Annotated in this window: 6 protein-coding genes; all 6 read right to left on the reverse strand. The window is 65.9% G+C overall.

Features of this window, described 5'->3' with window-relative positions; translation table 11 throughout:
- Nucleotides 1-2: 2 nt before the first annotated feature.
- A complete protein-coding gene (locus tag G394_RS0115545) occupies nt 3-2,060 on the reverse strand; it encodes a chemotaxis protein CheA (protein WP_028578451.1) in 2,058 nt (685 codons plus the stop codon).
- Nucleotides 2,061-2,083: 23 nt separating this feature from the next.
- Nucleotides 2,084-2,446 (reverse strand): response regulator, encoded by a 363-nt coding sequence (locus G394_RS0115550; protein ID WP_028578452.1) that lies wholly within the window; start codon nt 2,444-2,446, stop codon nt 2,084-2,086.
- A complete protein-coding gene (locus tag G394_RS0115555) occupies nt 2,443-2,760 on the reverse strand; it encodes an STAS domain-containing protein (protein ID WP_028578453.1) in 318 nt (105 codons plus the stop codon). The genes G394_RS0115550 and G394_RS0115555 overlap by 4 nt, the downstream gene beginning before the upstream one ends.
- A 15-nt stretch (nt 2,761-2,775) precedes the next feature.
- Nucleotides 2,776-4,704 (reverse strand): methyl-accepting chemotaxis protein, encoded by a 1,929-nt coding sequence (locus G394_RS0115560; protein ID WP_028578454.1) that lies wholly within the window; start codon nt 4,702-4,704, stop codon nt 2,776-2,778.
- 54 nt (nt 4,705-4,758) lie between these two features.
- Nucleotides 4,759-5,253 (reverse strand): chemotaxis protein CheW, encoded by a 495-nt coding sequence (locus G394_RS0115565; protein WP_028578455.1) that lies wholly within the window; start codon nt 5,251-5,253, stop codon nt 4,759-4,761.
- 18 nt (nt 5,254-5,271) lie between these two features.
- The coding region (locus tag G394_RS0115570) for a methyl-accepting chemotaxis protein (protein ID WP_028578456.1) at nt 5,272-6,033 on the reverse strand (762 nt) is incomplete at its 5' end.

The raw sequence follows: 6,033 nt of genomic DNA on the forward strand, positions 1-6,033 counted from the left end.
GGTCAGTTGCTCAGGGCCGCGATGTCGAGAATGAGAGCCATGCTGCCGTCGCCCTTGATGGTGGCCCCGGAGATGCCGCGCACGTCGCGGTAGACCTTGCCCAGGCTCTTGATGACGGTCTGGTGCTCGCCGATGACCCTGTCCACGACGATGCCGACCCTGCTGCTCTGGGAATTGCAGACCACGACCTGCTCGATGGGCGGCCGCTCGCCGGGGATGTCGAAGTTCGTGCGCAGGCTGACCCAGGGTACCATCTGTCCGCGCAGGTTGATGAAGGTCGCGCGCTCCCCGTCCTGGCGGATGAGCTCCACGCACTCCTCCACGGCGGCCAGCGGCATGATGAAGTAGCTCTCGCCCACCTGGACCTGCAGGCCGTCGATGATGGCCAGGGTCAGGGGGATGCGCACGGACACCGTCGTGCCTTCGCCCGGCGCGCTGTCCAGGGACACGCGGCCGCGCAGGGCGTCAATGTTGCGCTTGACCACGTCCATGCCCACGCCTCGCCCCGAGACGCTGGTGATTTTCTCGGCCGTGGAGAAGCCCGGTGCGAAGATGAGCATGAGGGCGTCCTTGTCGGAGATCTGGGCGTCGGCGGCGATGAGTCCCTTCTCCACGGCCTTGGCCCGGATACGGTCGGGGTCGATGCCCGCGCCGTCGTCGATGATGCGGATGAGCACCTCGCCGCCCGAGTGTTCGGCCGAGAGCACGATGCGTCCCTCGGGGTTCTTGCCGCGCGAGGCGCGTGTCTCGGGGCTTTCGATGCCGTGGTCGATGCTGTTGCGGAGCAGATGGACCAGGGGGTCGCTCAGGCGCTCGATGACGGTCTTGTCGAGTTCCGTTTCCTCGCCGTGGGTTTCCAGGGCGATGCGCTTGCCGAGCTCCTGGGACAGGTCGCGCACCAGGCGCTTGAAGCGGCTGAAGGTCGTGCCGATGGGCAGCATGCGGATGCCCAGGGTGTTGTCGCGCAGTTCGTCGGACAGGCGCTCGATCTCCTCGGAGATGGCCTGCAGCCGCGGGTCGTTCTGCTCGCTGGCGAACTGGGTCAGCCGGGCCTGGGCCGTGACCAGCTCGCCCACCAGGTCCACCAGGAAGTCGAGCTTCTGGGCCGGCACGCGGATGCTCGAAGCCTGGGCCTCGGCGCCGGTCGCCTGCTTGAGGCGCTTGACCTCCTGCTGCTCGGCCAGGGCCGCCTCGACCTGGCTGCGGCTGACCAGACCCGCCTCGGACAGGAGCTGGCCGATGGGCTTGCGTTCCAGGAGGATGCGTTCGAGGGCGTCCTTGGTGATGTCGTTCTTGTCGACCAGGATCTGGCCGATGAGCTGGTAGGACTCCTCGTCGATGGTCTGGCAGCTGCCGACCTTCTGGATGTCCAGCTCGCAGTCCTCCTCGACGAAGATGAAGACGTCGCGGATCTCGTCCTCGCTGCGGGTCGTGGTCAGGATGACGTCCCAGAAGACCATGCACTGCTCGGGATCCAGGGCGGCAAGCTCCGGGATGTCGCGGGTGTGCATGATGACGTGGTGTTCGCCCATCTCGCACAGCTCTTCGAGCAGCGCGGCCGGATTGGTGCCGGTCAGGAAGATGTTGCGCGCCGGGACGAAGCGGATGCGCCAGGCGGCCAGATCCGGGGCGCTCTCGCAGCAGGGGGCCTCGCCTGCTTCCGGGGCGGCCGGGGGCTCCTCCGCGGCCGGGGAGAGGGCCTTGAGGCCGACGATGACCTCCCTGGCCCTGGCCTCGCCGCCCTGGTCCTCGCCTTCGAGCATGGCCAGGATGTGGTCACGGGCCAGCAGGGTCAGGTTCAGGAGTTCCTTGGACACGGCGATCTGCCCGTTGCGGGCCAGGTCGAAGACCGTCTCGACCTCGTGGGTGAAGGAGGCGATGTCCTCGAAGCCGAACATGGCGCCCGAACCCTTGATGGTGTGCATGGCCCGGAAGACCCTGTTGATGACTTCCGAGTCTTTCGGGTCCTCCTCCAGTTCGAGGAGGGAGGACTCCAGTTCGCTGAGCAGTTCGAAGGCCTCTTCCCGGAATGCCTGCCGGTTCAGTTCTTCTCTGGACATGGGCGATCCTTGGCTCAGGGTTTTCAGCGCAGCAGTTTCTTGGCCACGGCGAGGAGCTGGTCCGGTTTGAAGGGTTTGACGATCCAGCCCGTGGCGCCGGCGGCCTTGCCCTGTTCCTTCTTGTCGGCCTGGGATTCCGTGGTCAGCATGACGATGGGAACGAACTTGTACTGGGCGTTGGCCCGCACGTTGCGGATGAATTCGATGCCGTCCATGTTGGGCATGTTGAGGTCCGTGACGATCATGTCCACGGGTCCGGACAGTTTGGCCAGGGCGTCCTTGCCGTCGCAGGCCTCGATGACGGAGTAGCCGGCGTCCTTGAGGGTCAGGCTGACCATCTGCCGGACGCTGGCCGAGTCATCGACCGTCATTATTGTCTTGCTCATACGTGTTCCTCGATTCGGGTCGATATTTCCTTGATCAGGCTGTCGGCGCCCACGCTCGCCGCGAGTTCGACGAGCCCGTCGGGCAGGGGCAGGAAGCCGATGCGCCGGGACTGGTCCTTCAGCAGGGCGTGGAGCATCTGGACGAAGGACAGGTCGAACCTGTCCGCCCCCCGGAGGTCCAGGCTGAAGGGCTCCGGAGCGGCCAGGCGGGCCATGAGTTCCGCATGGATCTGCGTGGCGTGTTCAAGGGTCAGGCTGCCTTCGAGCCGCAGGACCGGATGTTCCGGGGTGCCGTGGATGGTGCTCGCGAACATGGGGGCTCCTTCGGGTTAGAAAAGTTCCACGTTGTCGCCGAAATCCTCTTCGGGATCGGCGGTCTTCTCGGCCTTCCGGGGGGGCTTTTCCGCTTCCGGGGCATCGAAGAGCTCGACGTTGCCGTCGTCGAAGAGTTCGACGTTGTCGTCTCCGAAGAGTTCGACGTTTTCGTCCCCGAAGAGCTCCACGCCGTCGTCGCCGAAAAGTTCCGCATCGCCGTCCGCCGCATGGTGCCCGAGCACCGCGAGGTGCACGAGACGCTCGCTGTCCATGGTGTAGCGGGACAGCTGCTCCTTGAGCTTTTCGGGCTGGCGGGCGGCGTCGAGTTCCGGGCCGAAGGGGGTGAAGCCGCGCTCGAGCTCCAGGATGCCCTTTTCCAGCTCCTGCAGTTGGTTCGAGACCGTCTCGTGGAAATGGATGGAGGAGGTCAGGGTGCGGATCTGGACGATGAGTTCCCTGCCCAGGCCGGAAAGGTGGCCGATATCGCGCCCGAGTTCCGCGTCCAGGGAGGCCAGGCGGCCCAGGACCGACTCGAAGCGGTCCTGGATGCCTCCGACGAGTTCGGTCACGTCCGACGAGCGGGCCAGTTCGGACAGCCGGTCGGCCAGGGTCGAAATGTGGTTCAGGATCGTGGCCACTTCGCCCGTGCGGGTCCGCGCCTCCACCGAGAGGTTCTGGATTTCCATGGCGATGACGCCCAGCGTGCGGCCCAGGTCGCCGGTATGGGCCGCCTTGACGCGGGCATTGAGGGCGATGAGCTCGATCTCGGCCCCGATGTCCTCGATGCCGTGCACGAAGGAGCTGACCGTGGAGATGGTCTCGGCCATGCCGGACATGGTTCTGGACATGTCCGCCACATGGCTGCTCGACATGCGCATGGCGTCCATGACCTGGGCGATCTGCCGGCGGATGGAGTCGAGGACCGACGGGCCTCCCTGGTCCGCGTAGGCCACGGCGGCAATCCTGTCGCCGAGCCCGCGGGTGTTGTCTGCGATGGAATTCAGGTTGCTGATGAACTCCTCCACGGCCTGGCGGAACATCTCCTCGGCCTGGCGCAGCAACGGGGCCTGCAGCCGCAGGACGTCGCGCACCCAGGCGCCCATCCCGACCATGTCGCCGTCTGCGGGCAATCCGCGGATCTCGCTCTCGGCCTGGGCCAGGATTTCCTCGACGTGCTCGACCTGCTGACGGGTGATGTCGTGGAACTGCACCGAGGCGATGACGTGTCCCATGCTCTCGGTCACCTGGCGCGACCCCTTGGCCAGGTCCACGACCAGGGCCGCGGAATCCGTGCGCATGGTCTCCAGTTCGGCGATGCCCGAGAAAAGCTGCGCGAACATGTCCTTGACGACTTTCTCCTGCGCGGAAATCTGCCCTCTGCTGCGGTCCAGGGACGAGGCGACCTGGTTCATGAGCAGGGCCGAGTGTTCGCCGATCTTGGCCGTGTGCTCGTCGATGACGTTTCCCAGGGCCTTCACGTCGTCGGCCAGGGTGATGAAGCCCGAGCCCGAGGCGCCGAGGCGGGCGCTTTCGATGCGCGTCGTGATCTCCAGGACCTTGAGGGTCCGCACCAGGGGGGTGAAGCGGGCCATGGCCTGGTCCAGGGTGCGGATGAGCCCCAGGACCTCGGTCATGCCCTGCAGTTGCTGCGTCGCGGAAACCGAGGAGAACACGGCTTTGGCTTCGGCCGTGTGCTTTTCGAGTTCCGCGATGGCCGCGTGGAGGGCGCCTTCGCCCACGGACGAGGCCATTTTCGTGGCCGTCGAGGAGAATGTGTTCGCCTGGGAGTTGATGCCGAAGACGGTGGTTCCCAGCCGAAGAAAGTCATCCTCCCGGTCCTTGATCACGCTGGACAGGCGGGGCAGCAGTGCGGGCAGGCCGCGGGCGCATTCCACCAGGACGGGGCCTAGGGCGTTGGGTGGGGGGGCTGTTTCGTTCGACATGAACCAATCCTTTTCACGAAGCGGGCCGCGCCGCAAGGCCCGGCCCGCAGTGTTTCAGTCGGGAGCGTTGTCCGGTTCTTCCAGGGCTTCGAGCAGATGGAGTTCTTCGGACGAGAAGACCTTTCCGATGTCGAGGATCATGATGAATTCCTCGTTCTGCTTGCCCATGCCTTTGATGAAGTCTGCGCGGATGGACGTACCCATGCGCGGCGGCGGGTTGATCTGGTCGCTGCCCATCTCGAAGACTTCGCGCACGGAGTCCACGATGGCGCCCATGTGGCTCTTCTCGCCCTCCACCTCCACGTCGACGATGATGATGCAGGTGTTCACCGTGTCTTTGACCTTGGGCATGTCGAACTTGATGCGCAGGTCCACCACCGGCACGGCGTGGCCGCGCAGGTTGATGACCCCCCGCATGAAGGGCGGCGTCTTGGGGATGCGGGTCACGGGCACGAGTTCAATGACCTCGCGCACGGACCCCGTCTCCAGGGCGAAGACCTCCTCGCCCAGGCCGAAGGTCAGATATTGCTGCGTCGTGTTGTCGCTCATGAGTTACCTCGGCCCTGGTTAGAAGCGTTCGAATTCGTCGTCCTCGTCGTCGCGGCCCATGTCCAGGGCCAGGCCCGCACTCGCGCCCTTCTGGGGCAGGGCCTTGGCCGGCTTCCTGGCTGGCTGGGGCTTGCCGCGGCGTGCGGCCTGGCGCGTGACGCGGGCGACCGTGGCGCCGAGATGGAAGAAGGAGATGGTCGACTGCAGCTGTTCGGCCTGGCTGGACAGCTCCTCGGAGGTGGAGGCCATCTCCTCGGAGGCCGAGGCGTTCTGCTGGATGACCTGGTCGAGCTGCTGCAGGGCCTTGTTGATTTGCTCGGCGCCGGCGTTCTGCTCGTTGCTGGCCGCGGAGATCTCCTGCACGAGTTCGGCCGTGCGCTGGATGTCCGGGACGAGCTTGGTCAGCATCTGCCCGGCCTGGTCGGCCACGGACACGGTGGAGGAGGACAGCTCGCTGATCTCGGCCGCGGCCGTGCCGCTGCGCTCGGCCAGCTTCCTGACCTCGGCCGCGACCACGGCGAAGCCCTTGCCGTGCTCTCCGGCGCGGGCCGCCTCGATGGCGGCATTGAGGGCCAGAAGGTTGGTCTGGCGGGCGATTTCCTCGACGATGGAGATCTTCTCGGCGATGTTCTTCATGGCGCCCACGGCCTGGACCACGGCCTGTCCGCCGGCCTGGGCGTCCTGGGCTGCCTTGAGGGCGATCTTCTCGGTCTGGGTGGCGTTGTCGGCGTTCTGGCGGATGTTGGAGCTCATCTCCTCCATGCTGGACGAGACTTCCTC

This window comes from Desulfomicrobium escambiense DSM 10707 (genome assembly GCF_000428825.1).
Lineage (GTDB): Bacteria > Desulfobacterota > Desulfovibrionia > Desulfovibrionales > Desulfomicrobiaceae > Desulfomicrobium > Desulfomicrobium escambiense.